Annotated in this window: 23 protein-coding genes; 9 read left to right on the top strand and 14 right to left on the bottom strand. The window is 43.8% G+C overall.

Going from position 1 to position 25,489, the window contains the following annotated elements; all coding sequences use genetic code 11:
- Nucleotides 1-46 precede the first annotated feature (46 nt).
- The gene (locus ACS8FA_RS27305) at nucleotides 47-787 is read left to right on the top strand and encodes an SDR family oxidoreductase (RefSeq protein WP_439266887.1); all 741 of its coding nucleotides are present in this window, start codon (nucleotides 47-49) and stop codon (nucleotides 785-787) included.
- Nucleotides 788-922: 135 nt separating this feature from the next.
- On the opposite strand, the gene sodB is transcribed toward ACS8FA_RS27305, so the two are convergent.
- Entirely contained in the window at nucleotides 923-1,552 is a 630-nt protein-coding gene (gene sodB, locus ACS8FA_RS27310; RefSeq protein ID WP_439266889.1) for a superoxide dismutase SodB, read from the bottom strand.
- 552 nt (nucleotides 1,553-2,104) lie between these two features.
- On the opposite strand from sodB, the gene rdgB reads away from it, so the two are divergent.
- Both rdgB and tig read left to right on the top strand, forming a co-directional pair.
- Nucleotides 2,105-2,758: an RdgB/HAM1 family non-canonical purine NTP pyrophosphatase gene (rdgB, locus tag ACS8FA_RS27315; protein ID WP_439266890.1), complete on the top strand. Its 654-nt coding sequence runs from the start codon at nucleotides 2,105-2,107 to the stop codon at nucleotides 2,756-2,758.
- A gap of 534 nt (nucleotides 2,759-3,292) precedes the next feature.
- Nucleotides 3,293-4,636, top strand: coding sequence for a trigger factor (tig, locus tag ACS8FA_RS27320; RefSeq protein ID WP_102091742.1), 1,344 nt, complete (start codon nucleotides 3,293-3,295; stop codon nucleotides 4,634-4,636).
- Between the two features lie 153 nt (nucleotides 4,637-4,789).
- Here the strand turns inward: tig and ACS8FA_RS27325 are convergent, their stop codons facing one another.
- The 7 genes from ACS8FA_RS27325 to ACS8FA_RS27355 form a co-directional block, all read right to left on the bottom strand.
- Nucleotides 4,790-5,542 (bottom strand): HupE/UreJ family protein, encoded by a 753-nt coding sequence (locus ACS8FA_RS27325; protein WP_165597609.1) that lies wholly within the window; start codon nucleotides 5,540-5,542, stop codon nucleotides 4,790-4,792.
- A gap of 50 nt (nucleotides 5,543-5,592) precedes the next feature.
- A complete protein-coding gene (ureG, locus tag ACS8FA_RS27330) occupies nucleotides 5,593-6,282 on the bottom strand; it encodes an urease accessory protein UreG (RefSeq protein ID WP_165597608.1) in 690 nt (229 codons plus the stop codon).
- A gap of 57 nt (nucleotides 6,283-6,339) precedes the next feature.
- Nucleotides 6,340-7,134 carry an urease accessory protein UreF gene (locus ACS8FA_RS27335; RefSeq protein WP_439266893.1) on the bottom strand — a complete coding sequence of 265 codons (795 nt, stop codon included), beginning with the start codon at nucleotides 7,132-7,134 and terminating at the stop codon, nucleotides 6,340-6,342.
- Complete coding sequence (gene ureE, locus ACS8FA_RS27340) at nucleotides 7,124-7,711, bottom strand: urease accessory protein UreE (protein ID WP_439266895.1); 588 nt, start codon at nucleotides 7,709-7,711, stop codon at nucleotides 7,124-7,126. Before ureE ends, ACS8FA_RS27335 begins: the two co-directional genes overlap by 11 nt.
- Nucleotides 7,712-7,873: 162 nt before the next feature.
- Nucleotides 7,874-10,063: an urease subunit alpha gene (gene ureC / locus ACS8FA_RS27345; protein WP_439266897.1), complete on the bottom strand. Its 2,190-nt coding sequence runs from the start codon at nucleotides 10,061-10,063 to the stop codon at nucleotides 7,874-7,876.
- 56 nt (nucleotides 10,064-10,119) lie between these two features.
- On the bottom strand, nucleotides 10,120-10,422 hold the full coding sequence (gene ureA / locus ACS8FA_RS27350; protein ID WP_057761815.1) for an urease subunit gamma: 303 nt from the start codon (nucleotides 10,420-10,422) through the stop codon (nucleotides 10,120-10,122).
- A 118-nt stretch (nucleotides 10,423-10,540) separates the two neighbouring features.
- On the bottom strand, nucleotides 10,541-11,569 hold the full coding sequence (locus ACS8FA_RS27355; RefSeq protein ID WP_439266899.1) for an urease accessory protein UreD: 1,029 nt from the start codon (nucleotides 11,567-11,569) through the stop codon (nucleotides 10,541-10,543).
- A gap of 925 nt (nucleotides 11,570-12,494) precedes the next feature.
- Between ACS8FA_RS27355 and clpP the strand changes: the two genes are divergently transcribed.
- The 3 genes from clpP to ACS8FA_RS27370 all read left to right on the top strand — a co-directional run bounded on the left by clpP (nucleotide 12,495) and on the right by ACS8FA_RS27370 (nucleotide 15,927).
- The gene (clpP, locus tag ACS8FA_RS27360) at nucleotides 12,495-13,121 is read left to right on the top strand and encodes an ATP-dependent Clp endopeptidase proteolytic subunit ClpP (RefSeq protein ID WP_197411852.1); all 627 of its coding nucleotides are present in this window, start codon (nucleotides 12,495-12,497) and stop codon (nucleotides 13,119-13,121) included.
- Between the two features lie 186 nt (nucleotides 13,122-13,307).
- A complete protein-coding gene (clpX, locus tag ACS8FA_RS27365; protein ID WP_057761822.1) occupies nucleotides 13,308-14,582 on the top strand; it encodes an ATP-dependent protease ATP-binding subunit ClpX in 1,275 nt (424 codons plus the stop codon).
- A gap of 358 nt (nucleotides 14,583-14,940) precedes the next feature.
- The gene (locus tag ACS8FA_RS27370) at nucleotides 14,941-15,927 is read left to right on the top strand and encodes an SDR family NAD(P)-dependent oxidoreductase (protein ID WP_439266901.1); all 987 of its coding nucleotides are present in this window, start codon (nucleotides 14,941-14,943) and stop codon (nucleotides 15,925-15,927) included.
- A 160-nt stretch (nucleotides 15,928-16,087) separates the two neighbouring features.
- On the opposite strand, the gene ACS8FA_RS27375 is transcribed toward ACS8FA_RS27370, so the two are convergent.
- The 3 genes from ACS8FA_RS27375 to argS all read right to left on the bottom strand — a co-directional run bounded on the left by ACS8FA_RS27375 (nucleotide 16,088) and on the right by argS (nucleotide 20,031).
- Nucleotides 16,088-17,182 carry a PTS sugar transporter subunit IIC gene (locus tag ACS8FA_RS27375; RefSeq protein WP_439266903.1) on the bottom strand — a complete coding sequence of 365 codons (1,095 nt, stop codon included), beginning with the start codon at nucleotides 17,180-17,182 and terminating at the stop codon, nucleotides 16,088-16,090.
- A gap of 125 nt (nucleotides 17,183-17,307) precedes the next feature.
- Nucleotides 17,308-18,114: an SPOR domain-containing protein gene (locus ACS8FA_RS27380; RefSeq protein WP_102093451.1), complete on the bottom strand. Its 807-nt coding sequence runs from the start codon at nucleotides 18,112-18,114 to the stop codon at nucleotides 17,308-17,310.
- Nucleotides 18,115-18,201: 87 nt separating this feature from the next.
- Nucleotides 18,202-20,031 carry an arginine--tRNA ligase gene (gene argS, locus ACS8FA_RS27385; protein WP_439266906.1) on the bottom strand — a complete coding sequence of 610 codons (1,830 nt, stop codon included), beginning with the start codon at nucleotides 20,029-20,031 and terminating at the stop codon, nucleotides 18,202-18,204.
- Between the two features lie 378 nt (nucleotides 20,032-20,409).
- On the opposite strand from argS, the gene ACS8FA_RS27390 reads away from it, so the two are divergent.
- Nucleotides 20,410-20,628: a DUF2788 domain-containing protein gene (locus ACS8FA_RS27390; protein WP_101205310.1), complete on the top strand. Its 219-nt coding sequence runs from the start codon at nucleotides 20,410-20,412 to the stop codon at nucleotides 20,626-20,628.
- A 166-nt stretch (nucleotides 20,629-20,794) separates the two neighbouring features.
- Here the strand turns inward: ACS8FA_RS27390 and ACS8FA_RS27395 are convergent, their stop codons facing one another.
- From ACS8FA_RS27395 to cmoA, 3 genes are read right to left on the bottom strand one after another with little or no spacing between them, the layout of a single operon-like run.
- Entirely contained in the window at nucleotides 20,795-21,916 is a 1,122-nt protein-coding gene (locus tag ACS8FA_RS27395) for a DUF1176 domain-containing protein (protein ID WP_439266908.1), read from the bottom strand.
- Between the two features lie 34 nt (nucleotides 21,917-21,950).
- Nucleotides 21,951-22,997 (bottom strand): tRNA 5-methoxyuridine(34)/uridine 5-oxyacetic acid(34) synthase CmoB, encoded by a 1,047-nt coding sequence (gene cmoB / locus ACS8FA_RS27400; protein ID WP_439266909.1) that lies wholly within the window; start codon nucleotides 22,995-22,997, stop codon nucleotides 21,951-21,953.
- A 50-nt stretch (nucleotides 22,998-23,047) separates the two neighbouring features.
- Nucleotides 23,048-23,833, bottom strand: a complete 786-nt coding sequence (cmoA, locus tag ACS8FA_RS27405; protein ID WP_439266911.1) for a carboxy-S-adenosyl-L-methionine synthase CmoA — start codon at nucleotides 23,831-23,833, stop codon at nucleotides 23,048-23,050.
- Between the two features lie 272 nt (nucleotides 23,834-24,105).
- On the opposite strand from cmoA, the gene msrA reads away from it, so the two are divergent.
- Both msrA and tmpT read left to right on the top strand, forming a co-directional pair.
- Nucleotides 24,106-24,627: a peptide-methionine (S)-S-oxide reductase MsrA gene (gene msrA / locus ACS8FA_RS27410; RefSeq protein ID WP_160023314.1), complete on the top strand. Its 522-nt coding sequence runs from the start codon at nucleotides 24,106-24,108 to the stop codon at nucleotides 24,625-24,627.
- A gap of 163 nt (nucleotides 24,628-24,790) precedes the next feature.
- The gene (gene tmpT / locus ACS8FA_RS27415) at nucleotides 24,791-25,483 is read left to right on the top strand and encodes a thiopurine S-methyltransferase (RefSeq protein WP_439266914.1); all 693 of its coding nucleotides are present in this window, start codon (nucleotides 24,791-24,793) and stop codon (nucleotides 25,481-25,483) included.
- The last annotated feature ends 6 nt before the right edge of the window (nucleotides 25,484-25,489 follow it).

Genomic DNA, 25,489 nt, shown 5'->3' on the forward strand with positions numbered 1-25,489 from the left:
AATATAAGCGTACTAATATTCACTCATAATATTGGAGAAAGTATCGATGACAACACTAAAAAATAAAGTCGCGATTGTAACCGGTTCATCAAAAGGTATCGGCGCGCAAATAGCCTTATCGCTCGCAAAATCAGGGGCTAAAACCGTCATTAATTATGCAAATGATGACGTAGCAGCCAATGATATCGTAAGCCAAATTAAAGCAGCAGGTGGTGAAGCCATTGCCGTTCAAGCTGATGTCAGCAATACCAAGCAAGTCGAAGCAATGTTTGATGCCACTATCAGCGCGTTTGGTAAGCCAGATATTCTGGTCAATAGCGCAGGCATAATGATTAATAAACCCATTGCCGAGACCACCGACGAAGACTTTGACCGTATATTTGCTATCAATGTAAAAGGCACGTTCAATACATTGCGTGAGGCTGCGACTAAACTCAATGACGGTGGTCGTGTCGTAAATCTCTCAAGTACGACCACTCGTATGCTGCTACCTAGTTACGGCACCTACTGTGCGACCAAAGGCGCGGTCGATCAGCTGACCCGTATATTTGCCAAAGAAGTTGGCGCGCTCAATATCACGGTCAATGCAGTATCTCCCGGCCCTACTGACACTGAGCTATTTCATCAAGGTAAGACAGATGACACGGTAGAGAGACTTGCTAGCATGTCACCGTTTAATCGTATCGGTGAACCAGTCGATATTGCTCATGTGGTAGCATTTTTGGTCAGTGAAGAAGCGGCTTGGGTTACTGGACAAAATATCGGCGCAAACGGCGGTATTGCCTAATAACATAATGGCACTACTCTATCAAAAATATGTTTTGACCAGATATCGAAATAGAAAGCTATATAAAAAGTTATCACAAAAAAAAGGACACCTTGCGGTGTCCTTTTTTTCAATCAAATACTTAGTTGTTAAAGATTACTCTTCAACGCCAGCATCTTGACCTTTATATTTTGCATTTGCGTAGTCCCAGTTCACTAGCTTGTCTAGGAACGTGTCAACATAGTCAGGACGACGGTTACGGTAATCTACATAGTACGCGTGTTCCCATACGTCACAAGTTAATACCGCTACTTGGTCATGTGCAAGTGGGGTGTCAGCGTTAGCAGTTTTAGCGATTGACAATTTGCCACCGATTTTATCAGCAACTAGCCATGCCCAACCTGAACCAAACTGAGTCAATGCTGCATTTTTGAACTCTTCACGGAACTTGTCGTAGCTACCGAAATCTTCTTCGATTTTTGCTTTTAAATCGCCAGTAGGTTCGCCGCCGCCGTTTGTTGGCGTCATGCAGTTCCAGTAGAACGTGTGGTTCCATACTTGAGCTGCTTGGTTGAACATACCTTGCTTGCTGTCATCTTTAGCAGTCGCTACGATGATTTCTGGCAATGTTTTGTCTTCTAGACCAGAACCTGGCAACATGTCTTTTAGCTTGTTTACGTAAGCAGCATGATGCTTGTCATGATGATACTCTAGCGTTTCGGCACTGATATGTGGCTCTAGTGCATCTTTTGCATATGGTAGGTCTGGTAAAGTAATGTTTGACATAATTATTTTATCCTTGCTGTTTAGCCGTTAGTTTATAAAAACTTGCTTATAGAAACTGAATTTTACGCTATTTTTACACCGCAAAAAACACTATAAAATAGCGGACTAAATTGGCTGAGTTTATTATTTAAAATGAACTTTATCGCTTGATACACGGTACTGCTCAATACAATATCACGTATCATTATGAATCCAAAATTAACCTAGCGGTTACTTATTGCTATTATTCTTCGCCAAAAAGCCAAGTCTCTGACTTTATAGACTTTTATTAACTTAATATTCACAAGCTATAAGATATAATTCACTGTAGCTTGGTATCTATTATAGCAATAGTGACCAATAATATCAGTTACTAAATGTTATAGCCCGTACAATCTGTATAGCGATTGGTTATTTATTAAGCAGTAACTGCGCCCACTCCAAACTCATACGTTATCATAATTAGTATAACTACTTTAATCGACAAATAATTTATCGGTTAACGCTATAAAAGATAAATAAAGCCTACTCGAATAATAATTTTTCACCATTTTCATATAACGGACTGACTCTATGAGCACCACTGATACCTCGTTAACTGCTACCCATCCGACATCTGGCAACCAATGGGTACTGGCTAGTAACAATAAAGGCAAATTGGCTGAGTTTAAACGACTATTTGCCGAAGCGAACTTGGACGTGACGATTGTCCCGCAAGGTCAGCTCGATATCGAAGACGCCGTCGAGGATGGTTTAAGCTTTGTAGAAAACGCCATTATCAAAGCCCGTCATGCGAGCCGTCTCAGTGGACTGCCTGCTATCGCTGATGATTCAGGACTGTGTGTGCCTGCACTAGGTAATGCGCCAGGTATCTACTCTGCTCGCTACGCTGGTGAGCATGGTAATGATAGTAAAAACAACGCCAAGCTAATCGCTGACTTGCAGCCTATCCGCGCAGCGAAGCCAAATGTTCCGATCAAAGGTATGTTTGTATGCGTACTGGCAATGGTGCGTCATGCTGACGATCCGCTACCGATTGTCGCCCAAGGATTATGGCATGGCGAAATTTTGGATACGCTACATGGTGACGGCGGTTTTGGCTATGATCCATTGTTTTGGTTACCTGACTTGCAAGCCAGTGCGGCTAGTCTGAGCGCGGCTGATAAAAACAGCATCAGTCATCGTGGTCAGGCAATCCAGCAGCTATTGGCGCAGCTACCTTTATAAGTACTTTATAGCTGTTCTATTCATAACTATCCGTAAGCGCGCTCAATGCTCATAATGCGTTTACAACCTTATCGCTGTTTTTTATCCGTTATCTTATTTATTGATTATGAGCATGGTCAAATCTTTATATAAAATTAAGCCATACAAGAGCAAGCAACATAAGGAAACATGCCATCAAAGAGATAATTTTTACTTTAATAAACAGATAGATTATACTGTTCTACTTTTAAAATTTTGTTGAAATCCGTTATTTGGCTGTATAATTCACCAAAAAGCGTTATTATGCGGTGCATTAACGGTTTATTATCGATATTTGATAGCATGGACAACCTCAGCAGGTTCACCTTTTGGTATCAGCGGCGATTGCTACTGGCACTGAATTTGACGTTGTGCGCTATCGCTATCCCCTATTTATTTCAACGGCAGCCCGTCGTACATGCCCGTAATTTGAGGCGCGGTCTGTCTATTACAATTTAACCCTAAGTACTATTTCATTAATCAAACGTACTACTTAATCCTAAAGGTGTAATTAACATGGCTACAGATTTACAAGTCACAACCAACAAGCTATCTAATAAAGAAACCCAGCTAACGGTTAAAGTGCCCGTTGAAAAAATTCAAAACAAAGTTGAAGGCCGTATTCGCCAAGTTGCGAAAACTGCCAAGATTGACGGTTTCCGTAAAGGTAACGTCCCTATGTCACACATCCGTTCTCAGTACGGTGCTGGCATTCAACAAGAAGTTATCAACGATGTAATCCGTGATACTGTATTTGAAGCAATCAAATCTGAAGACATCCGCGCTGTTGGCATGCCTAACATCGACGACGTAAAACTTGAAGACGATTTCTTGGTATATCAAGCCACTGTTGAAATCTTCCCAGAAGTTGACGTACAAGGTATCGATGAGATCGAAGTTGAGCGTCACACTGCACAAGTGAGTGAAGAAGACGTTGACACTATGATCGAAAACCTACAAAAGCAACGTGAAGAGTTCGTTGAGAAAAAGGGCATGGCTGCGAAAGACAACCAAGTGACTTTTGACTTTGAAGGCTCTATCGACGGCGAAAAATTCGAAGGCGGCTCTGCTGAAGACTTTAAACTAGTTATCGGTAGCAACCAAATGATTCCAGGTTTTGAAGCTGGTATCAAAGGCATGAAAGCTGGCGAAGAGAAAACTATCGACGTGACTTTCCCAGAAGATTACCAAGCTGAAAACCTAGCTGGTAAAGAAGCTCAGTTCAAAATCAACGTAAAATTGGTTGAAAAATCTAAGCTACCTGAAATCAACGAAGAGTTCCTTGAGCTATTCGGCGTAAAAGAAGGCGGCGTTGAGAAGTTGAAAGAAGACGTACGCAAAAACATGGAACGCGAAATCAAAAACGCTGCGCGTAGCCAAGTTAAACAAGCGACTTTTGACGCATTGCTAGAAAAGAACGAGTTTGATGTACCAAACGCGATGCTAGAGCAAGAAATCGAGCGTCAACGCAACATGATGATGCAACGTTTTTCTCAGCAGTTCGGCGCGAATGCTGATAGCTTCGATAAAGACATGCTGCCAAATGAGCTATTTGAAGAGCAAGCGCTACGTGCTGCCCGTCTTGGCATCATCGTTGCCCGTGTTATCGATACCAAAGGCTTAGAAGTAGATCAAGAGCGTGTAGAAACCTTCATCAAAGAAGCCGCTGAAAACTACGAAGATCCAGCAGAAGTAATCGAGTACTACACCAATGACAAGCAGCAGCGCGCTAACATTGAGTCTGTTGTGCTAGAAGACCAAGTAGTAGATTACTTGATCGCACAAGGTAAAGTAACTGACAAAGAAGTTAGCTACCAAGACTTGCTAGCTGCTCAGCAACAACAGCAGCAAGCAATGTAATTGATACGACCAGCTGTCTTTTTAGATATGCTGTAGTCGGTTATCAAAACTAAAATGCGCCCCCGACCTTTTGATCGGGGGCGCATTTTTTATGATGTTCGCTAGCTAGATAAAATCAGCCACAAACATCGTACTTGTACTATAAAGCGCGCTTTACACTAAAACAGGCGCAAATACGGCGCTCAATCCTAGTAGCACTAGCCCGCGCTGTAGCCACAAACTATCACTAAAGCGTTGCTGCAACTGCTGACTAACCAGCGTACCAACTGCATATAGCGCTAGCATCGTAATCATCATCCCTGCATAAAATCCTAGCTGACCGCTCACACCGACATTCGCTGGTACTTCCATCGCGTGTGCCATGCCATGAAACACTGCCAGACCACCAAAGCCAAACAATGACAACTGCTGAATACTTGGCGTGTGCGCTGTATGGGTCTGAGCAGAGAATGCCTCTTGTCTGCTTTTTTGGCTCATCAAGACCATAGCCAATACGACTACCGACAGTGATATTGCCACTTCAATTAGCCTAGATGATGCAGCAAACGCGATACCGCCAATTAGCACGCCAGCCGTGCCCAATATCGCGCCTAATGACAACCCTGCCGTCAACGACATCATGCCTAAGCGCTGCTTTTGTAGACCATAAAACAACATGCCCATGCCTACTGCCAAAAACAGATGATCAAGGCCAGTTACTGGATGCATCAGTCCTGCTTGCAACGTACCCAAAAACGATGGCGCTTGCGTAGTAGTCGAATGAATATGCCCTGAATGCGCCTGCGCCAATGACGGTAGCATTAGTGATGTCATCATCACAGCCGAACCAGACACGATATGACGAGCTGAGAGCACTTGTGAAAAACGAGATTTTTCGATGTGAATACCTTTTGTACACTGTGTCATGCGGTTTTTCCTTATTCTTTATATTTTAATGGTAAAAGCTCACCTGCTCTTTAGGCAAGCATGCCATGTTCTTTAATAAAGGCGATAATCTCGTCTAGTCCATCACCTGTTTTCATATTGCTAAAAACAAAAGGTTTGTCGCCACGCATTTTTTTGGCATCGCGTTCCATCACTTCAAGCGAAGCACCAACCATTGGTGCAAGGTCAGTCTTATTAATAATCAACAAATCAGACTTGGTAATGCCGGGGCCACCTTTACGAGGTATCTTATCGCCTGCAGAGACATCAATGACGTACAAGGTCAAGTCAGACAACTCTGGGCTAAATGTCGCAGCTAGATTGTCGCCACCTGACTCAATGATAATCAACTCCAACCCTTCAAAAGTCGCTTGTAGCTCAGCAATCGCAGTCAGATTAATAGAAGCATCTTCGCGGATAGCCGTATGCGGACAGCCGCCCGTCTCTACGCCGCGGATACGCTCAGCGGGCATGGCATCATTGCGGGTCAAAAACTCTGAATCTTCTTTGGTATAGATGTCATTGGTCACCACTGCCATATTGACCGTATCACGCAGGTTTTGGCATAGCCTTAAAGTCAAAGCAGTTTTACCACTACCAACAGGCCCGCCAATACCAAGGCGTAAGCACGATAAGGCAGAAGATGGTTTCTGGCTGTCGCTATCAGTCTGTACGTCTGATGCAGTGTGAGAATTTTTTGATTTGAGCGGAGTTAGAGACATATTAATTTCCTAAAACAGTTTATATATTAATAAGTATAAATAGAAATCAAGGTACAGTTATGAGCGGAACAACCGACTGTATTGCTCTTCGTGCATACTTGAGAGAATAGCCAAACTGGGCAAGTTATTAGAGATATTAAGCGATTCATAGAGGTCTTGGCATAGCTGCTGACAGTCCGACTCTTCACTATCACCTAAAGTATTGGCCGTGTTTGTCGACATGACTAAGGCACCAAAGGCCTGTTGCACATCATCGCTTAGAGCATCGACCTGAGCACCTAGATCGCTTTGCAATTGCCAAAGAATACGCTGACCCGCCATCTGTCCTAACGGCACTGTCTTAACAGCAGCGAGCACCATGTTCTCTAATTGAGCAAATCCATAAGTCGTCATCGACTGCGCTAGTGGCAGCTGCCAATGCTGAGCAATATGAGCAAATAGCGGCAAAAAGCCATCATCAGGTATCTCAGAAGGTATACCAAGACTCAATACTTCATTAAGCCAAGATACCATCGCCTGTGCCAACTGCTGCGACTCCAGTACAAACTCTTTACTCTCGAGACCAGCATGATAGTCATGTGCCAGATTTGCCGCTAGCGCTTCATGACCTTGGCTGAGCGCGCACATTATCAGCCCTAATACAGGCAGCTCATAGCCAATCACCGCAAGCGCTAGATAGTCTTGCATAAATGTAAGCGTACTGGCTTCATCAGAGACAACCCCTGACTCAATCGCTGACTCCACACCTTGCGAATAGGTATAGCTACCAATTGGCAAATTGCTCGATGCCAGCATCAGTAGCTGTCCAAGTTGGACTGAATCAGTAGGCTGGACACTGGTATTAACCATCATTTGAACGACCTACAGGCGCATCATGATGACTATGGCTATGACTTTTCTTATGACTATGAGAGTCACTATGCGAGTGTGCATGGGAGTGAGAGTGACTATGCGAATGCTGGCCCGTTTGATAAGCACCCGTCTCAGGCTCGAATGGCACGGACGTAGACTCAGTATGTAACCCCAAGTTTTCTAGCATTTGTGCCAGCACATGATCGTTTTCAAAGTACAGCGCATAGCCTGTGTCACTGTGCTCAAACATCAATGGCACATGACGATTGCCCAAATGATAAGCGCCCTTCATTAGTAGAAAGTCATCTGCAGCAGTCACTTTGGTCACTGCTTGCGGTTTGGCGATTACTTGCATCAGCTCACCTGCTGCATTGATAAGAACGTCATCTCCTTTTAAGACGCCCGTACGAGGTAGGTCAATACCGACCGCCTCACCTGAAACAGTGATGGCTCTAAAGCGCGAATGCTGACGAGTATCAAAGTCTAATAGCAGGTAATCGTCGGCTTGATACTGTTCTGCTAATTGTGCTTTTTGGGTATCGCTAAGCGCACTTAAACGGGTATTAAATATTTTCATTATTATTCTCTGGCTGTTGTTGCTCAAACTATTGGTCAATAGTATTGAAGGTAAAAGTATTGGAAATAAAGATACGATATCACTCAAAAAACCAACTGGCTGTTGGTATACATGGTTTATTGCTCACTGTTCTAGAGTTTCTATAAACGTGCATCATAAGCTCTAAAATAAAAAGTAACGCTGTGCCATGGGTAGTACATCAGCAGGCTCACAGGTGAGTGTTTTACCATCCGCACGTACTTCATAGGTCTCAGGATTGATGTCCATATCTGGGCAGTAGCTGTTAAAGCGCATATCGCTTTTACGAATTTTACGGATGCCATGTACTGGCTGAATGACTTTGGTCAATCCAAGCTGCTTATCTACTTGTTTATCGATAGCCGCTTGCGACATAAAGGTAATGCTGGTTTGAGCAATCGATTTTGGATAAGTAGCAAACATAGGACGATAATGTACAGGCTGAGGAGTAGGTATAGAGGCATTAATATCGCCCATCGGTACCGCAGCGATGAGTCCACCTTTGATAATGCACTCAGGTTTTACCCCAAAAAATTTGGGCGACCATAGCACCATATCTGCCCATTTACCCACTTCGATGGAGCCGACCATATCGCTAATACCGTGAGTAATCGCAGGGTTTATTGTATATTTTGCGATATAGCGTTTGATACGGAAGTTATCGTTGTCCGTGCTTTGGTCATAATCTGTCAAATTGATGTACTGTTGCTCATCTTCAATAGTCGCTGTTGCATCTGGCGCTAGATGGCCACGTTGAACTTTCATTTTGTGTGCGGTTTGCCATGTACGAATGACCACTTCACCCACCCGCCCCATCGCTTGCGAATCACTACTCATCATCGAAATCGCACCTAAGTCATGCAAGATGTCTTCTGCGGCGATGGTTTCTTGACGAATACGGCTCTCAGCAAAGGCGACATCTTCAGCGATAGCAGGGCTCAAGTGATGACAGACCATCAGCATATCGAGATGCTCATCAATAGTATTGACGGTATATGGTCGCGTTGGGTTTGTTGAAGATGGCAAAACATGCGATTCGCCAATAGCTTTTAGAATATCAGGCGCATGGCCACCACCTGCCCCTTCAGTATGAAAAGTATGGATACAGCGGTTTTTAAAAGCAGCTAGTGTACTTTCGAGATAGCCACTTTCATTTAAAGTATCGGTATGAATGGCCACTTGCACATCATAGTCGTCAGCGACGCTCAAGCAGTTATCGATGGCTTGCGGCGTTGTACCCCAATCTTCATGTAGCTTTAGCCCCACGGCACCTGCTTCGATTTGTTCAGCAATGGGTTCCGGCACACTTACGTTACCTTTACCTAGCAGTCCAATATTCATAGGGATACTGTCGGTAGATTTTAGCATTGAGGCAATATGATATGCCCCTGGTGTACAGGTGGTGGCGAGCGTTCCTTGAGCTGGCCCTGTGCCGCCGCCCAGCATCGTCGTTACCCCTGACATAAGCGCCGTCTCGCATTGCTGAGGTGCGATAAAATGAATATGACTGTCGACACCACCTGCTGTGAGAATTTTGCCTTCGCCAGAGATGATTTCGGTAGCACCGCCAATAGGAATATCAATAGCAGGCTGGATATCAGGATTGCCCGCTTTTCCAATAGCACTGATACGACCATCTTTGATACCGATATCCGCTTTATAGATGCCTGTATAGTCAACGACCAATGCATTGGTAATAACTGTATCGGCAACTTCCGCACCCAGCAATTGTCCTTGTCCCATACCATCACGGATGACTTTACCACCGCCAAATTTAACTTCTTCACCTTTGATTTCGACAGATTCTCTGCTACTTCCATCACTTTGCGACGTATCTGCTTGATCAACAGCTGTATCTTTATGACTGGTTAAATCTGCTTCAACCTGTAGCCAAAGCTCGGTATCGGCTAAGCGGACTTTATCGCCTGTTGTCGGACCAAAATGCTCAGCATAAATACGACGACTGACTCGCTTCTGCGAAGTAGCAGTTGCCTTTTTATCAGTAACACTCTCTGATGCTTCGTCTGGATGAGCGGCGCCCATGACGCGCCCAGCAAAACCATATACATCTTGCTTGCCAGCGTATGCTACCAATTCGACTTCCCGCGATTGACCAGGCTCAAAACGTACAGCGGTTCCAGAGATAATATTGAGACGAAAACCTCGAGTCTGCTCTCTCTCAAAACTCAAGGCATCATTGACTTCATAAAAGTGATAATGCGAGCCGATTTGGATAGGTCTATCACCAGTATTGCTGACACTGATGGTCTGCACCTGTCGACCTTGGTTTAAGATAATATCGCCATCTTGGATATGGTATTCGCCTGCTTGCATGGTAGCCGCCTTATTTTATAGTGAGCATTTTAGTGCTATAACAATGGTATACAGCGTTACACGATGGGATTATGTACCGTGACCAGTTTGGTGCCATCAGGAAAAGTCGCCTCGATTTGCACTTCATCTACCATCTCTGCGACACCTTCCATGACATCGTCAGCCGACAGATAAGTGGCGCCCTCACTCATTAATTCGGCAACTCTTTTGCCATCTCTAGCCCCTTCCATCAGCAGCATACTGATATAAGCGATCGCTTCGGGATAGTTAAGCTTAACACCGCGATTTTTGCGACGCTCAGCCACCATACCAGCCGTAAATAGCATGAGTTTATCTTTTTCTGTTGGGGTCAGGTGCATGACAATTCCTTGTTGTACTTATCATTATATTTATAGCAGATTAGGGGTTTTCAAAGCATTTGATATCGATTAAAAACAGTCGCAATATATCTTAGTTTCATTATTAAAAGTGGCCGTATTAGGTGTCCCAAATACGTGGACGACAAGGCTCAAGTTGCCACCAATGATCTCGCAAGACTTCTCTCAGCTGATAAAACGCTTCAAAACAACCACGTACATCTGAGCCGATGTAGCGGATATTGATCGCTTGGCAATTATGCGTGCAGTAGACAGGCAGTTGTGCTTGAGCAATGACTTGGCGCAATGCTGCTACAGTATTGTCTAGATAGCGGGTTAATGATTGCTTGATAGTTGCTTGGGCTGTTTCGGTCGATTGCGTGGTTTGTGACGCGGAGAGTGCAAGATTGTCATGGACATCGCTTAAGCTTGGTACTGCCCAAAACGATCCATAAATGTGCTGGTTCGCTAATCCTAAATTTGAGGTAAACCAGCGATTTTGTGCTGCCTGCGCCACTCGCTCAGCAACGATAACCTTACCATCTCGGTAGATATTCAATCCAGTATGATAACGCCCTTGCAAAAACTGCTCGTCGTAAGCTTGCCGTCCAAATACACTAATCTCCCATGTCAGTAGACTAGAGGAATCCGTCAAATCGAAGCGGCTCGCTGCATGCATATTGGCTTCGTTATAAATGATACTCTCTTGCGGTAGCCATTCTAAACGGGTATGTGCTGCGAGTTTGGCCTGTACATGTTGACTAGCATAATCAGCTATTTCATTTTGATCCATACCTTGGTGAGTATCGTTGGCGCCCAACGGAGCTTTATGTTTTTGGCTAACGCTGTCCTTGCCGTACCACTTACCTGCCCCTGGTGTGGTGATAACAGCGTGGCTACCACTATCTAAGTTTAGGTCTATGGTCAACGTATCGCCACCTGCGATACCGGCTGGCGGGTACAACATCAGTATGTGACAAATACCCTGCTGTACGCTTGGCTCAGGATACAGAGCACGCTGTACCATCAAGGCACCCGTGTGCTTACGATGATAAAGCCGCGTTTTTGAGTTATCAGCCGTACCCTCTTTGGCCGTACTTGTACTGCTAACAGTGTCAAAGCTTAATGCTAAAGAAGAGGCCCAACTCATTTTGTATACTCATTTACCAATTAAATATGTTTCAGTATTTTGTATGACAGCTATCATTTGCTATGTGTTAAGAACTCTATTGCCAATCGTTAACTACAGTTCATTAGCGACAGTAATATCAGAATAGTAACGGAGGAATACAGCGTACATCATTTATCGTGCCCAGCGCACCATGATAAATCAAAGCGTCAATGTTTTTATTGATACAAGCATTGTGCCAACCCTTGATAGCAGATAATCAAATAGACAACCTTACCGACTCAAAACTTTGATTTGTCTGCGCTTTTTCTTTTTTGGATTAGACGATAAAAACAATCGTATATTTCCAGCTATTTTCTAAACGTTTTTTGAGCCTTATCTATTTATAAAATCAGCAGATATTTGCACCAAAATAGTACATTTTGTCCATAACAGTGCATTTTTTAGCGTTATTGTTAGCTCAATACCCTCTAAGGACGTTAGATAAGCAAAAATACTAAACGCATAACTATTTGCAGGCTCAGTCAGTAAGATAGGTGGATTATAGGGCTATTAATCAGGTATTCTATGTTAAAAAGTCAGGTCAGACATGATTTACGCTATTTGTATCGATACAGATACTGTCGATACAGGTACTATCAATATCTGTATGACTTGATAATAGATAAGATAGTATTTATCTACTTTTAGACGTATTTTTAGTATAAGTTTCAATATAAGCAATGAGTCCTAGCAATATCGTAGGGTCAGTTTTTCACCTATTTTATGCACAAACCCATTTTATAGGCTTGAATAGTGAGCGCAGCCCCCTTATAAACAACCCATTAGTCAAAAACTACTAGACAATAAAATCATTCAATCCATTTTTATTTTATACATTTATCGATAGGACTTTTCTATGACAGATTATGATCGCATCACTGCCAACCCGCATTTTGATATGCTGATGAGTGCGCACAAAGAAGTACAGACCACACAAGCGGCTTTAGTACCTATGGTGGTTGAACAGTCCTCACGCGGTGAACGCTCGTTTGATATTTTTTCACGCCTATTACGTGAGCGCGTTATCTTTTTGACCGGTCAGGTCGAAGACAACATGGCTAACCTTATCGTCGCCCAGTTACTATTCTTAGAAGCTGAAAACCCTGACAAAGATATCCATTTGTATATCAACTCACCAGGCGGCTCAGTAAGCGCTGGCTTGGCTATTTTTGATACCATGAACTTCATCAAACCTGAAGTATCTACTATCTGTATGGGCGGTGCTTATAGTATGGGTTCATTCCTATTGGCTGCTGGTCAAAAAGGCAAGCGCTACTCACTTGCTAATGCTCGCGTTATGATTCACCAGCCTTCAGGCGGCGCGCAGGGTCAAGCAACCGATATCGAAATTAATGCTCGTGAAATTCTTAAAACTCGTGCACGTCTAAATAGTATCTTAGCTGAGCGCACTGGTCAGCCAGTAGAGAAAATCGAAAAAGACGTTGAGCGTGATTATTGGTTAGATGCTCAAGAAGCCAAAGAGTATGGTTTGGTTGACGAAGTATTAGAGCGTCGTCCTGAATCTTTGTAATCTAAGCATTAACGTGATGCCTCTTCATTGAGAGTGCAGTCATAAGACCTTTTATAGTTTATTTGCCGTACAGTAAACCGTTATCAATGTCATACCCGACTATTAGAGGGTATGACCATTGAATGAGTACGATAGTTGACATACTACAAATAAACTAACCAGTTTTAAATTTTAGGAGCGCCTTTTATGGCAGAAGATAATACCCCGCAGTGTTCGTTTTGCGGTAAAGCCAAAAGCGATGTACAGCAATTGATTGCTGCTGACGATGCCAATATCTGCAATGAATGTATCGAGCTATGTACTGACTTAATCGCAGACAGCGCAGAGCACGGTGATGATGATAGCGAAGTAGACACTTCTTGGGTCAATAAAAAACTACCAACGCCAAAAGAGCTGCGTGCCAAGCTTGATGAATATGTCATCGGTCAGGACGCTGCCAAAAAAGCATTGGCTGTGGCCGTCTATAACCATTACAAACGTCTAAAAGTTAGCCAGACGCTAGCAAACGACAGCAAAAAAGCCAAGATCGGCGCTGACGATGCAATGGTAGAATTGGCTAAGAGTAATATCCTGCTAATCGGTCCGACTGGTTCTGGTAAGACATTGCTTGCGCAAACTTTGGCTCGTCTGCTAGATGTACCTTTTGCGATGGCTGATGCCACGACCTTAACCGAAGCTGGTTATGTTGGTGAAGACGTTGAAAACATCGTACAAAAGCTACTCCAAGCTTCTGACTATGATGTGGCCAAAGCTGAGCAAGGTATCATCTATATTGATGAAATCGACAAAATCAGTAAAAAAGGCGACAATCCATCTATCACGCGTGATGTTTCAGGTGAAGGCGTACAGCAAGCATTGCTAAAGCTAATCGAAGGTACTGTGGCTGCTATCCCGCCGCACGGTGGTCGTAAGCATCCACAGCAAGAGCTGATCCAAGTGGATACCAGCAATATCCTAATCATCGTTGGTGGTGCATTTGCTGGACTGGATAAAGTCATTCAGCAGCGTACTGAAAAAGGTGGTATTGGCTTTAACGCTGATGTCAGCTCAAAAGATGACAGCCGTCGCAGCTCAGACTTGCTACAAGAAGTCGAGCCAGAAGATTTGATCAAGTTTGGTCTGATTCCTGAGCTAATCGGTCGTCTACCTGTACTTGCGGCACTGCAAGAGCTAGATGAAGCGGCCCTAGTACAAATCCTGACCGAACCTAAGAACGCACTGGTAAAACAGTACAAGTACTTGTTTGACATGGAAGGTGCTGAAATTAGCTTTACTCAAGAAGCACTAGATGCCATTGCTAAAAAAGCCATGGAGCGCAAGACTGGTGCTCGTGGTCTACGTTCTATCGTAGAAAACGCCCTGCTTGAGACTATGTATGAGCTACCTTCTATGGAAAATGCTAAAACTGTAATGGTTGATGCGGACGTTATCAATGAAGGTAAAGTGCCTAAAATTGCTTAATTTATAACTGATATAAATAGTCCGTTATCATTAACGGACTACTAAAAAAGCGTCTGGCTAAATTAGTTCAGGCGCTTTTTTTATGTCTATTATTTAACCAGTTTGTCTGTTAGATAGTTTGTCTGTTAGATAGCTTGCCCGTTAGATAACTTGATACTATATAACTTGCATACTGAAAATTGGCGACTTTCATTACTTCTGTCCTGAAATGACAGCAGCGTTTATCAATCGCGAGTAAACGTCAGTGCAAACCATGCTAATGTAGATAGACTGTTTTGACCTTTATACTTTATTTCTATATACCGCAAGATATATCCCGTACAACCCATATGATTAATAAGACAAAGGATTGTTTATTATGCTCAACCATGTGACTGCTATGGCGACTTCATTGCGCCAACATCTACCGTTTTCTTCTAACCATACTTCATTGGATGACTCAGACGTTGCATCCTACTATCGCAACCATGTCGCTGCCATTACAGGCGCAGGCTCTGGTATGGGACGTGAGCTGGCCATTCATTTAGCAAAAATGGGCTGTCATGTTGCACTATCGGACATCAATCCTGAACAGCTAGCAGCGACCAAACAGTTACTTGCCAATTATGATGTCAACGTCACTATGACCGTACTCGATGTATCAGACAATAAAGCCGTGGAAGCATGGGCTGATAACGTAATGGTAGAGCATGGCAAAGTAAATTTCATCTTTAACAATGCAGGTGTCGCACTCTACTCTACCGTCGAAGGCAGTAGTATTAGTGAGCTTGAATGGGTAATGAACATTAATTTTTGGGGCGTGGTTTACGGCACTAAGGCATTTTTACCGTTAATCAAAAACAGCGTTAAAAAGAGCCAATTTGGCGAGCATGGACATATTATTAATATCTCAAGTCTGTTTGGTTTGACCGCTCAGCCATCACAGTCGGCCTACAACTCTAGCAAATTTGCCGTACGCGGCTTCACAGAGAGCTTACGCCAAGAGCTAAACATCCAGAACTGCGGGGTATCAGCGACTTGTATCCATCCGGGCGGGATCAAAACCAATATCGCCAATAGCGCGCGCGGTAATGAAAGCATCCATGATATTGGCATGAGTACTGGGCCCAAAGCCATCAGAAGTTTTAATAAATTCTTAAAACTCGATGCCAATGAAGCGGCTTGGATTATCCTACAGGCAGCAGCGACCAACCAGCAGCGCTGCTTGATTGGTAACGATGCAAAGATAGTCGATGCCATCCAACGTGTATTTCCATCACACTATAGCCAAGTGCTGAACGACTTCCATCAACTGTCCCGCAAACTAAAACCACGTCGTCATAAGAAGCTAAAGACCGTTAAATAGTATGTTATCAACATTCCCTCTATCATGAGAAATTGATGAATTTATATATAAAAAGCCCAGCTATAGTCGTAGCCGGGCTTTTTGAAAGTTGCCATTATTGATGAAGGATAAGACTGAATTTTGAGACTGGTGATGATATTTTAGCTCAACCTTCTAAGCATTAAGGCAGCTTCATATCACCAGCGACCAACCAACCCATACGGCGCATAATATAAGCCACTAACCCTGCAATCATCGCAGGCAATACAAACATCAATAGAATAATCGCTGTCCACAGCTGACCAGTGCTCATAATCTCTTGTGACGCTTCAATCACTCCAAACACACCGACCAAACCAGCGGTACCCATACCCGCACCTGTCGCCGTACAAGCCAATCCAAAACCAACAGTAGCGATAGGCCCAACGATAGCACTAGCAATGACAGCAGGCAGCAGAGTGATGGGTTTTTTAAGCACGTTAGGGATCTGCAGCATACTGGTACCCAAGCCCTGAGAGATGACACCACTAACGCCATTGTCTTTAAAACTTGCAACAGCAAAACCAATCATATGCGCAGCACAGCCTACCACTGCTGCCCCGCCCGCCAATCCACCAAGCCCAATGGCAATACAAATGGCTGCACTCGACGTTGGTAGGGTCAATAAAATACCAACCACTACGGCGATGACGATGCCCATTAGCAGTGGCTGTAATTCAGTAGCAGCATGAATACCCTGACCGATAGCTGCGACCCCTGCTACGATAGGCGGATTGAGCAGCGCACAAACCAATAGCGCGACTCCGCACACTACTAAAGGCACCAATAAAATATCTAGCTTCGTCTTACCAGCGACCCAAGTGCCAGCACGATAAGCAAACACAGAAGTCAGATAAGCACCGATTGGATTGCCCGGCAGTGCTACAAAGGTTGCGGGCCCACCCACTTGCGGCGTAAAGAGAGTGCCTGCCATTAGTGCTTCAGAATGGGCACCAAGCATACCTGCCACAAGACAGCTAAGCATAACTAACGTTGGTGCTTTGAGATAATAAGCGATACCTACGCCGATACCAGCACCCATTAATATCGAGGCAAGTTTCCCGACCGCGACCAATGCCGGCAAACCTAACCAGCCACCGATTTGCGAGATAATCAGACCTGCGATCAACGTGACAAATAGCCCTAAAGCCATACCAGTAAAAGCATCGATAAAGTATTTTTGAAAGAACGCTTTAATGATGCTTGCTTGCGGTGTTACTGAGTTAGATACGGTCATAACCATACTCTTAATGGATGTTTAATAGGGTAAAACAGCTAGAAAGCTTTTGATAAAATAAAGAGATAAAAAAAGCGTCATTACGACGCTTTTTTAATAAATACAATAACTGTAAACGACTCAACCTAGCGACGCTGTTCAACGATAATAGAATCTATACCATTGTTCTGTAGGCGCTGCTGTGCCGTCGTTACTGCTTGACGGTTATTCAAAGGGCGTGAGATGACTTGATAAATTGGCAAGCCATTGCCCGTCGTGTTTTTGACCACGCGAGCATCGACACCCGCCATCAGTACTTGCGCACGGCGACGATCCGCTTCATCTGCATCACTAAAGCTATTGATCTGCAAGATGTAGGTCGCCGCAGGTTTGGCAGCTTGGATGCTGGCCGTACCTGCTGCTGTATTATTGTTGCGGGTTGTAGCGTTGCTAGTAGCAGGCGGCGTACCATCATAGGTTGCATCTTCTTCAACGACAACTATATCCTCACTCGACCCAGCATTATTACTACCAGCAGGTTCGACAGTCGCATTTTCCGAACCACCAAAGCTACCCGTACTTTCTGTACTGCCTGTATCGCTCTCTGGTTGAGTCACAACGACGTCTGGTTCAAACGCACCGATATCACCTATTTGATCATTATCAATGTCAGCGATATCTTCATCAGGGATGGTTGCCATCTCTTGATTTGGTAAAATATCGTAGAACTCATAATCGCCATTGTCGGTATCAGTATCCACACGTGGCTGTACTTGGCGATCAGGATCGTTCTCAGCACTACCTTCAGCGGGGCTGAAATTGAATAATGGTGAGAGGTAGATAAACACCCCGATCATAAGGGTCAATACGGCCCCAACAAACATCCACAATAAGCCTGATACGCTACTTGATTTGCGCTTTTCTGTCGCGCCTTTAGGTTTTTTGGCTAGCATGGATCTCGTTCTCCCTACTGGATTTAACTATCATCATCGAATTAATGCTATCAGCTGTCTATACTTATTTCACATATTAGAAAAGTACTACATGCTAGACGGTGCAGACAAGCCTAGCAGACTAAGCCCATTTGCCAGTACCTGTCTAACGGCTTTTGACAAGCGCAAACGTGCTTGCATTAAGTCTAGCTCATCCTGACTTGGCGTTTCACCTGATGTCAGGCTCATCGGCAAGATACGATTGGTGTCATACCAACCATGGAACAAGGCCGCTAGCTCTTTTAGGTAGTTGGTCAAGACGTGCGGCTCATAACCAGTCGCTGCGCGAAGTAACGTCGCTGGATATCCTGCTAACAGTTTAATCAGCTCGTCTTCATTGGGCGCACTTAGCAAGTCCTGATGTGCCAAACCAACAGCATCATCTACGGTCAAATCGTAAGTTGCCAATTTTTCCAAAACACGGCAAACGCGCGCATGAGCATACTGGATATAATACACTTGATTGTCTTTGCTTTGTGATTTGGCAAGTTCTAAGTCAAAATCAACATGCACTTCAGGCTTACGCGCTACATAGTAGAATCGTGCAGCATCGTTACCGACTTCTGCACGTAGCTCACGCAAAGTCACAAACTGACCAGAACGCGAAGACATTTGTACTTTTTCACTACCGCGCCATAACGCGACAAACTGTACAAGTACCACGTCAAGGCGTTCTGCATCGATACCAAGAGCCAGTAGCGCTGCTTTTACGCGTGGGACATAACCATGATGGTCTGCGCCCCAAACGTTAATGACTTTATCAAAGCCGCGATCGAACTTATTTTTATGATAAGCGATATCAGAGGCAAAATACGTCGACTGGCCATTGGCACGGCGTACAACACGGTCTTTTTCATCGCCGAAATCAGTCGATTTAAACCAGATATTGCCATCTTTTTCGTATAGGTAGCCTTTGTCATCTAGTATCTGTAGGACAGGCTCAATCTCGCTATCGATAGATCTTTCGCTAAACCAGCACTCGTAGCTCACACCAAAGTCGTTTAAGTCATCTTTGATATCTGCCAAAATGCTGCTCAATGCTGCGTTTAAAAATAACGCGTAGCTGTCACCTAGCAAAGACTTACTATTGGCAATCAAGCCATCAATGTGTGCTTCTTTATCACCTGAGATAACGGTTTTTTCGCCATCAGCATTAATCTCAAACTGAGCATCTTCTGGCACATCTTTGGCAACGTCTGCAAAACTATGTACGTAGCTATCGCCATGCTGTGTTTTTAGCGTCTGTGCGATGTCACTGACATAATCACCTTGATAGGCGTTAACTGGGAAAGTTATCTCTTCACCATTTAGCTGTAGATAGCGCAAATATGTACTGGTTGCTAAGATGTCCATTTGACGACCAGCGTCATTGACATAATATTCACGTGTGACGTCATAGCCAATAGCTTCTAACAAGTTAGCGACGCTCATGCCAAATGCAGCACCGCGACCGTGACCGACGTGCAGACTTGACGTTGGATTAGCAGAGACGAATTCAACTTGGACTTTTTGACCGTCAAACTGATTACTCAAGCCAAAGCGATCTTGCAATGTAAAGATATCGTCCAATACGGAAAACTTAGCTTCCGAGTTTAAGAATACGTTGATAAACCCTGGTCCTGCGATTTCTACTTGGCGAATGTCTTGATTGTCAGGCAATGCGCTGACGATTTTTTCAGCAAGTTGACGCGGATTGGCTTTAGCCGCTTTCGCTGCCGTTAGCGCGATATTACTGGCAAAATCACCGTGACTTAAATCTTTTGTACGGGTGATTTGACTGTTGTTTTGCCAATCGCTTGGTAGCGTACCATCTGCTTGTAGGGTTTGAATTGCATCGTTAAACAGGGATGCAAGCGTATCAATTTGGGCTTGTGACATAGGAATTTGAACTCAATTAAATAAACAACAAAAACGGTGCGAATGCGAGCAATCGATAACTGCTTATTATAATAGCGACCGACATTGCAGGGATAGAATAATGTAAAAAGATAAGTAACCTGTAAATATAACAATCTTTGCGCTTTATTGCACCATTTGCGCCAAAATTAGCACTAAAATCTTACCGTTATCAAGATTTGGGCTGACTAATATCAATGATGCAAAACTGATAAATAACTCATAACGTGAATTGTAGCGTTACTGTTGCTCAATACTGGGCAGTCGTTTATACCTGACTACTTCCACGTTATAATATTGGTTTGTACGGCTCTTCTAAAATATAGAAGACGCGTTACTACTCTATTATAGGATTACGCCATGTTTGCCATTGCCGCCAGTACTGTCACCAGTTGGGGACTGTACGTCTTGTTGCCGATATTCATCGCTTTCTTGTTTTTTATTATGTGGGATATCTCTAAAACGTCTGAAGCTGGGCGCGCTGGTACTTTTTGGATATTCTTAGCACTAGGCGCAGGTTCTGTTGGTTTTATCCTTAAGATAGTCATGGAAGTCGCTTTCAAAAAATGGTTAATCTAATTGGCCATTTTTATCACTATTCTTTGATATCGCTTAAAACATGAGTAGCAAAACTAAAAACGTAATATACAGCCTATGACTGCTGCGCTTGATAAGGTGTCAGTCATTTGAATCAGGGCCTTTTAAATCAAGGCTTCTTAGATCAAAACCTTTTAAATAAAATAAGCTACTGAGCCCTAGCATCATTTCTTATAACCTGACTCACATACGTTGGTAGGTCCCACGCTCCACCAGCAAAACCTCGGCACATGCCCGTACTAGACTCTTCGCTCTTAGCAAACGTTTCACCATTCCACGTCCATGCAGTACGATTCCAGCAGTCACCGATACCTCGGTCTTTGTGAGTAGCGGAAATCTCACCATCAAAATAATCATTTCCTGCTGTCGTGATAAGCGTAGGTTTGCTAGGTTTTGCATTATCAATGAGCCAATAGCCATTACTAGAATTGTAAGCACCTAGCCAGCAACTATGCGCGGCTAACGTATAGCGATCATCAACCGGTATAAAGTCCCAATCAAGCATCGTAGAGCCATACTCTGACATCCGCTGATATGTTTCAGTTTTTGGGTTGATTAGCTCACAGTCGCCCATTATGTCTTTGGACCCTATAAGCTGCTCATCGTTAATATCAACCCAGTTATCAACATTTCTCTGAAAATACGCCAGCTTTGATGGAGCAAGTGTTTTGTTGTCTTTTGCTGAATATGCAAATGCTTTTTGAATAATTGGTTTTGGCAAAGCTGCTTTAGGACGTTGACGATTTGGATTATTCTTACTGACCAATGCTATCGGCGTCCCTACCCGACCTTGCTCATCGTCCAGCTTGAGCAATACTGCCGACATGCCTTTATCGCTAATCTGCCAGAGGTTATCGCCCGCTCTAATTTCTATCTTGGTCGCGATACGAGCATGATCAAGCAGCGCCTGCGTCTGCTTGGCTGACAAGTCGTATAGTAGACTGTCTTCTTTATTGGGCTGTATCACACCATAGTTTTTGTTATTCAGCCAAAGCTCAACAGGCTTCAGCTCATCTAGCGGCACTTCTGAGATAAACTGAATTTGCACTTTTGGCAGAGCTACTTTTGGCAACGCTGTGAGCAATATTGAAGCAGGCGTATCTGCTTCACTTGCGTATCCAGCAGCTCGACAAGTCCGCGTATTATCACAAACCACCTGCCAGTCATCTTGTACAAAGCCCCAGCCTTCCGATACAGTTCCATAACCTGCCATAGCAGGTAGCGATAGCAAGCTGATGGTAGCTACAATAAAAGTCTTCAATGTCTTCATAATGCTTTCCTTATGTTAGCTACCACCATCAATGCTATTTTTTGGCAATCAAAGTCGCACGCATGGGAGCAGGATATCCTTCGACGGTCTTAGTAAAATCATTAGGATCTAAAAAATCTGCTAACGAATGATAGGTCATCCATTCGGTTTGTCGTTGTTCCTTAGTCGAGGTTACTGCTACATCGGCGCAGCGCACGTCTGAAAATCCTGCTTTCTCTAACCAGCCAATTAATGCCGCCACCGATGGTAAGAAATAGACGTTATTCATCTGCGCATAGCGGTCGTGTGGTACTAGTACAGTATTGGCATCACCTTCAATCACCAACGTCTCAAGTACCAGCTCACCACCTTTGACCAACTGTCCTTTAAGCTGTTGTAAATGCTCAAACGGTGACTGGCGATGATATAGCACACCCATGCTAAATACGGTGTCAAACAGCTGACTGTGCTCAGGTAACGCTTCGAGCGGTACAGGGATGTAATGCGTCCGATAGTTGCCTATATCACTAACGTCTGCGGCACCCACAAAGTGACGAATCGCCATAAACTGATGATAAAACAAACATGACGGATCAATAATAATAACGGTATCCGCGCCAGCCCCTGCCATGCGCCAGCCGTGATAACCAGAGCCACCGCCCACATCCAATACGCGGCGACCGTCCAATCTACTCAAATGCGGCGCAACACGTTTCCATTTCCAATCACTATGCCACTCGGTATCAATCTTAATACCTGACTCATTATCGCCTATTTGACCACCAATTTGAAATGGGCCTTTACGCCACGGCATCAGCTGCTTTAATAACGCCGTTGTTTGTTTGCGCTGAGATTCATTTAGATCGGCCTCAATCGTCAATGTATCACTGTTTAGATCGACATGATTGACAGCTAAGTTTGGCAAACGAGCGACTGACGCTTGGTAGGCAGGCGCGTGCGCATAGTTAGCTTTGTCTTTTATATCACCTAACCACGTTGGTAATCGTTTAAGCCACTCATAAGCGCTTGGCTGCTGCTGTGCCAGCTCTAGTAGGGTTAGATATAGTTCACGTTCGGCGTTGATGATAGTGTCGTTGAGCATAAAAGCAGGTTACCGTATTGATTAAGAAATAACTGTGTTAAAAGTAAGGATTATTTAAACGCCACAATAGAGACAAAGTTCAAAAACTGAAACCATGTCAGATGACGCGCAAACCCAACATCACTCAACCGTGCATGATGCTCATCTAATGTGTCAGTAATCAGCACATTTTCTAACGCATTACGCTTACCGCTAATCTCCATTTCGGTGTAGCCATTGGCACGTTTAAAGTCATAATAACGCTCTACCAACCACGCATCATACTGCTCATCAAAGGCATGAGTTTTTTCAGTCAGTACCAATATGCCGCCTTCGCTCAATGCCGCATAAATTTTCTCTAATACTGCTACCCTATCAGCAGCTGGCAAAAACTGTAGCGTCAAGTTCAAAATCACCATATCACACGGCTCAAACTCAATATCGCGGATATCTGCTGTGATCACTTCGATATCGTGCTCAGGATAGTTGTCACTCAATAACGTCGTGGCTTCGGTCGTCATCGCAGGCGAAATATCAATTGCTTTAATCTGTAAGTCTTGTGAGTCGAACTCACCAGCTAGCGTCATGCTGGCTGCACCCAGTGAGCAGCCCAAGTCATAAACACGACTAACACGCTGACCACTATCGCTCTGCTGACGATACTTGCAATGACGACGGGCGAATATAGGCAGCATCGCCAGTACCTGACCATAACCGGGTACACTGCGGCGAATCATGTCAGGGAAACAAGCCACCACTTGCTCATCAAATGAAAAGCGTGCAGCCTTATCCAGTGGCGTGGTAAACGGTTTATCAAATAGGGTGTCATGTTTGATAGCAGGCTGGGATTGGCTCATGGGACGACTCGTTTTTAGAATAGAACTGAAATTAAGAATTACTTGGTGAATTTTGCTTGGTAGTTTTTGCTTGTCATTATCAGTTGATAAAGAAGTAAGATAGCAAAAGCCCATTATAACATTACTGTTTGTTACTTATCGCCTTTGGCTTGCCTGCTAAGCTGAATAAATAGTGCCAAGGGTAATGAGACGTTTGAAAGAAGCATTGAAAAACGAGAGCATCACTACCAAATATAGCGCTTAACCCATATTTATAATAATAGGAAAAAATTATGCAAACGATCGTATTAGGTGGCGGCTGCTTCTGGTGCACCGAGTCTGTATTTTTATCAGTGAAAGGGGTGCAATCTGTCGTCTCAGGCTACATGGGCGGCGATGCTGTTTCTGCCAATTATGAAGCTGTCTGTAGTGGTACGACTGGTCATGTCGAAGTCATCAAAGTCGAATTTGATGAGTCTATTGTCCCGTTAGAAGTAATACTCGATGTCTTTTTTGCCACGCATGATCCCACCACGATGGATCGTCAAGGCAATGACGTCGGTAGTCAGTATCGCAGCGTGGTCTTTTACACCGAAGATAGTCAAAAACCGACCGTTGACCGTACCATCAATAAGTTACGCGATATGGGTGTCGATGTAGTGACGGAAGTACATCCTGCCGTTGAGTTCTATCAGGCAGAAGACTCACATCAAGATTTCTTCAACAGAAACCCAGGACAAGCTTATTGCAACTTTGCAATACCGCCAAAGCTTGCCAAACTGCGCAAAGAATTTAGCAAATATATGGTTAGCTGAATTGAATAAGACATTATTTATTCAAAAAATTTCTTAGCCTAATGTTGGATACTAGCCAAACACTTATACTATAGGTGTTTGGCTTTTTATTAGTTACTCCTTTGATATATCAGATCAATATTAGAACCGTATACATAAAAACTTGCAGATAGAGGATTGCATTATGAACCCTGAGTTTTGGCAAAAACGTTGGCAAGAAGGTCGCATTGGATTCAATCAATCTATGGTCAATCCATTGCTGATTAAATATTTCAACAGCCTCAATCTAACTGCTGGTAGCCGCGTCTTCGTTCCGCTTTGTGGCAAATCTATCGATATGGTTTGGCTAGCGACGCAAGGCTATGACGTGGTGGGCGTTGAGTTGGTCGAAACAGCCGTACAAGAGTTTTTTGCTGAGCAAAACATCGAACCTATTATCTATCAACAGGCAGACAATCCAACGATAAAATACTATCAAGGCCAGTTGTCGGGACAAACCATCACTTTATGGGTTGCTGATATCTTTGCACTGACTTTTGAAGATATTGGCTCTATTGATGCAGTATATGATAAAGCGGCATTAATCGCCCTACCAGACGATATGCGTGTGAGATATAGTGAGCAAGTGCGGAAACTTAGTAGCGATACCAGTAAAGTTAATGGTGCTAACAATGAAATAACACCGCAGCTTTTACTCACGCTAAATTACGATCAGCGTAAAAAGAATGGACCACCCTTCTCTATTAATAACGAACAACTAGAGCAGTATTATAGCGCTCACTACCAAATCTATGAGCTAGCAAGCGTGCCTTCTTCTATAGGTTCTGCACCGTATATCACCGTCACAGAACACGTTTGGCTATTAAGCAGTAAATAAAAAACT

It is taken from the genome of Psychrobacter sp. 1Y1, assembly GCF_051847395.2.
GTDB lineage: Bacteria > Pseudomonadota > Gammaproteobacteria > Pseudomonadales > Moraxellaceae > Psychrobacter.

Coding starts and splice junctions, on each gene's coding strand:
- tig (WP_102091742.1), top strand. CDS start 3,293: ATGGCTACAGATTTACAAGTCACAACCAACAAGCTATCTAATAAAGAA.
- msrA (WP_160023314.1), top strand. CDS start 24,106: ATGCAAACGATCGTATTAGGTGGCGGCTGCTTCTGGTGCACCGAGTCT.
- ACS8FA_RS27380 (WP_102093451.1), bottom strand. CDS start 18,114: ATGCTAGCCAAAAAACCTAAAGGCGCGACAGAAAAGCGCAAATCAAGT.
- ureG (WP_165597608.1), bottom strand. CDS start 6,282: ATGTCTCTAACTCCGCTCAAATCAAAAAATTCTCACACTGCATCAGAC.
- cmoB (WP_439266909.1), bottom strand. CDS start 22,997: ATGCTCAACGACACTATCATCAACGCCGAACGTGAACTATATCTAACC.
- ACS8FA_RS27325 (WP_165597609.1), bottom strand. CDS start 5,542: ATGACACAGTGTACAAAAGGTATTCACATCGAAAAATCTCGTTTTTCA.
- ACS8FA_RS27370 (WP_439266901.1), top strand. CDS start 14,941: ATGCTCAACCATGTGACTGCTATGGCGACTTCATTGCGCCAACATCTA.
- ureE (WP_439266895.1), bottom strand. CDS start 7,711: ATGAAAATATTTAATACCCGTTTAAGTGCGCTTAGCGATACCCAAAAA.
- tmpT (WP_439266914.1), top strand. CDS start 24,791: ATGAACCCTGAGTTTTGGCAAAAACGTTGGCAAGAAGGTCGCATTGGA.
- ACS8FA_RS27335 (WP_439266893.1), bottom strand. CDS start 7,134: ATGATGGTTAATACCAGTGTCCAGCCTACTGATTCAGTCCAACTTGGA.
- ACS8FA_RS27305 (WP_439266887.1), top strand. CDS start 47: ATGACAACACTAAAAAATAAAGTCGCGATTGTAACCGGTTCATCAAAA.
- ACS8FA_RS27395 (WP_439266908.1), bottom strand. CDS start 21,916: ATGAAGACATTGAAGACTTTTATTGTAGCTACCATCAGCTTGCTATCG.
- sodB (WP_439266889.1), bottom strand. CDS start 1,552: ATGTCAAACATTACTTTACCAGACCTACCATATGCAAAAGATGCACTA.
- clpP (WP_197411852.1), top strand. CDS start 12,495: ATGAGTGCGCACAAAGAAGTACAGACCACACAAGCGGCTTTAGTACCT.
- argS (WP_439266906.1), bottom strand. CDS start 20,031: ATGTCACAAGCCCAAATTGATACGCTTGCATCCCTGTTTAACGATGCA.
- ACS8FA_RS27375 (WP_439266903.1), bottom strand. CDS start 17,182: ATGACCGTATCTAACTCAGTAACACCGCAAGCAAGCATCATTAAAGCG.
- ureA (WP_057761815.1), bottom strand. CDS start 10,422: ATGCACCTGACCCCAACAGAAAAAGATAAACTCATGCTATTTACGGCT.
- cmoA (WP_439266911.1), bottom strand. CDS start 23,833: ATGAGCCAATCCCAGCCTGCTATCAAACATGACACCCTATTTGATAAA.
- ureC (WP_439266897.1), bottom strand. CDS start 10,063: ATGCAAGCAGGCGAATACCATATCCAAGATGGCGATATTATCTTAAAC.
- clpX (WP_057761822.1), top strand. CDS start 13,308: ATGGCAGAAGATAATACCCCGCAGTGTTCGTTTTGCGGTAAAGCCAAA.
- ACS8FA_RS27390 (WP_101205310.1), top strand. CDS start 20,410: ATGTTTGCCATTGCCGCCAGTACTGTCACCAGTTGGGGACTGTACGTC.
- rdgB (WP_439266890.1), top strand. CDS start 2,105: ATGAGCACCACTGATACCTCGTTAACTGCTACCCATCCGACATCTGGC.
- ACS8FA_RS27355 (WP_439266899.1), bottom strand. CDS start 11,569: ATGAGTTGGGCCTCTTCTTTAGCATTAAGCTTTGACACTGTTAGCAGT.